This is a genomic window from Stenotrophomonas sp. YIM B06876 (assembly GCF_030711595.1).
Classification (GTDB): Bacteria; Pseudomonadota; Gammaproteobacteria; order Xanthomonadales; family Xanthomonadaceae; genus Stenotrophomonas.
The window spans coordinates 1-1533 of the sequence record NZ_JAUJUJ010000186.1 but is presented as its reverse complement, the minus strand read 5'-3'; the positions used below and the strand labels follow the sequence as shown (position 1 = coordinate 1533).

At 66.2% G+C, this 1533-nt stretch carries 2 protein-coding genes and 1 pseudogene; 1 reads left to right on the top strand and 2 read right to left on the bottom strand.

Translation table 11 applies throughout. The features are described 5' to 3' along the window. Together QZH66_RS15920 and QZH66_RS15915 are read right to left on the bottom strand one after the other, a co-directional pair. Positions 1 to 679: pseudogene (locus QZH66_RS15920) on the bottom strand (acyl-CoA dehydrogenase family protein); the annotation flags it as partial. Continuing rightward, positions 576 to 1193 (bottom strand): acyl-CoA dehydrogenase family protein, encoded by a 618-nt coding sequence (locus tag QZH66_RS15915; protein WP_305806865.1) that lies wholly within the window; start codon positions 1191 to 1193, stop codon positions 576 to 578. The pseudogene QZH66_RS15920 and the gene QZH66_RS15915, both read right to left, overlap by 104 nt. Positions 1194 to 1380: 187 nt before the next feature. Here QZH66_RS15915 and QZH66_RS15910 point away from each other — a divergent pair. Further along, positions 1381 to 1533 (top strand): LysR family transcriptional regulator (locus tag QZH66_RS15910; protein ID WP_305806866.1); only part of this gene is annotated, 153 nt, incomplete at its 3' end.

Genomic DNA, 1533 nt, shown 5'->3' with positions numbered 1-1533 from the left:
TGCCGCCCATCATGTCGCGCGCCATGCGGGCGATGTCGAGCGCCTTGCCACAGTTGTTGCGCTTGATGAGGGACGTGATCTCGACCACGTTCTGGTGCTCGTCCTTCATGCGCCCGACGCGCAGCGCGGCCTGCAGGCCCAGCGTGATCTCGGTCTGCATGTCGGCCAGCTTCTTTTGAATGAGTTGGTTGGCGGCCAGCGGGCGGCCGAACTGCTTGCGGTCCAGCGTGTACTGGCGCGAGGTGTGCCAGCAGAACTCGGCCGCACCCATGGCGCCCCAGGCGATGCCGAAGCGCGCGCTGTTGAGGCAGGTGAACGGGCCCTTGAGGCCCTGCACCTCGGGGAAGGCGTTCTCGTTGGGCACGAACACCTTGTCCATGACGATCTCGCCAGTGATCGAGGCGCGCAGGCCGACCTTGCCGTGGATGGCCGGGGCGGAGAGCCCCTTCATGCCCTTGTCCAGGATGAAGCCGCGGATCGGGCCGACGCTGCCGCCCTCGCTCACTTCCTTGGCCCAGACCACGAACACGTCGGCCACCGGGCTGTTGGTGATCCACATCTTGGCGCCCGAGAGCTCATAGCCGCCGGCGACCTTCTTGGCGCGGCTGACCATGCTGCCGGGGTCGGAGCCGTGGTCGGGCTCGGTCAGGCCGAAGCAGCCGATCCACTCGCCGGTCGCCNGTGATCCACATCTTGGCGCCCGAGAGCTCATAGCCGCCGGCGACCTTCTTGGCGCGGCTGACCATGCTGCCGGGGTCGGAGCCGTGGTCGGGCTCGGTCAGGCCGAAGCAGCCGATCCACTCGCCGGTCGCCAGCTTGGGCAGGTATTTCTGCTTCTGCGCTTCGGTGCCGAACTCGTTGATCGGCACCATCACCAGCGAGCTTTGCACGCTGGCCATGGAGCGGTAGCCCGAGTCCACGCGCTCGACTTCGCGCGCGATCAGGCCGTAGGCCACGTAGGAGAGGCCAGGGCCGCCGTACTGCTCGGGGATGGTCGGGCCGAGCAGGCCGACTTCGCCCATCTCGCGGAAGATGCTGGTGTCCATCTTCTCGTGGCGGAAGGCTTCGAGCACGCGCGGTGCCAGCCTGTCCTGGCAGTAGGCGGCGGCGGCGTCGCGCACCATGCGCTCGTCTTCGCTCAGTTGCTGGTCGAGCAGGAAGGGGTCGTCCCATTGAAAAGTCGTGCGGGCCATGGCGGTCTCCTGAAGTGTTGCAAGATGTTGTGCAAAAAGCGCATGAAGCGCAATCGGGTGAGCGATGGTAGCGCGCATGGATATTGCGCTGCAAGCGAAAATGCAGAACTCAGGTATGAGAAAAATGCACTCCATTGCGTGAGCTGCGCCACAATGGCGCGCTACGACACAGCCCCAGACCTGCACCATGCGCCGCACCCTGCCGTCCACCCAGGCCCTGGCCTGTTTTGAAGCCGCCGCCCGGCACGAGAGCTACACGCGCGCCGCGCAAGAGCTGGCGCTGACGCAAAGCGCCGTCTCGCGCCAGATCACGGCGCTGGAGCATTTTCTCGGCGTGCCG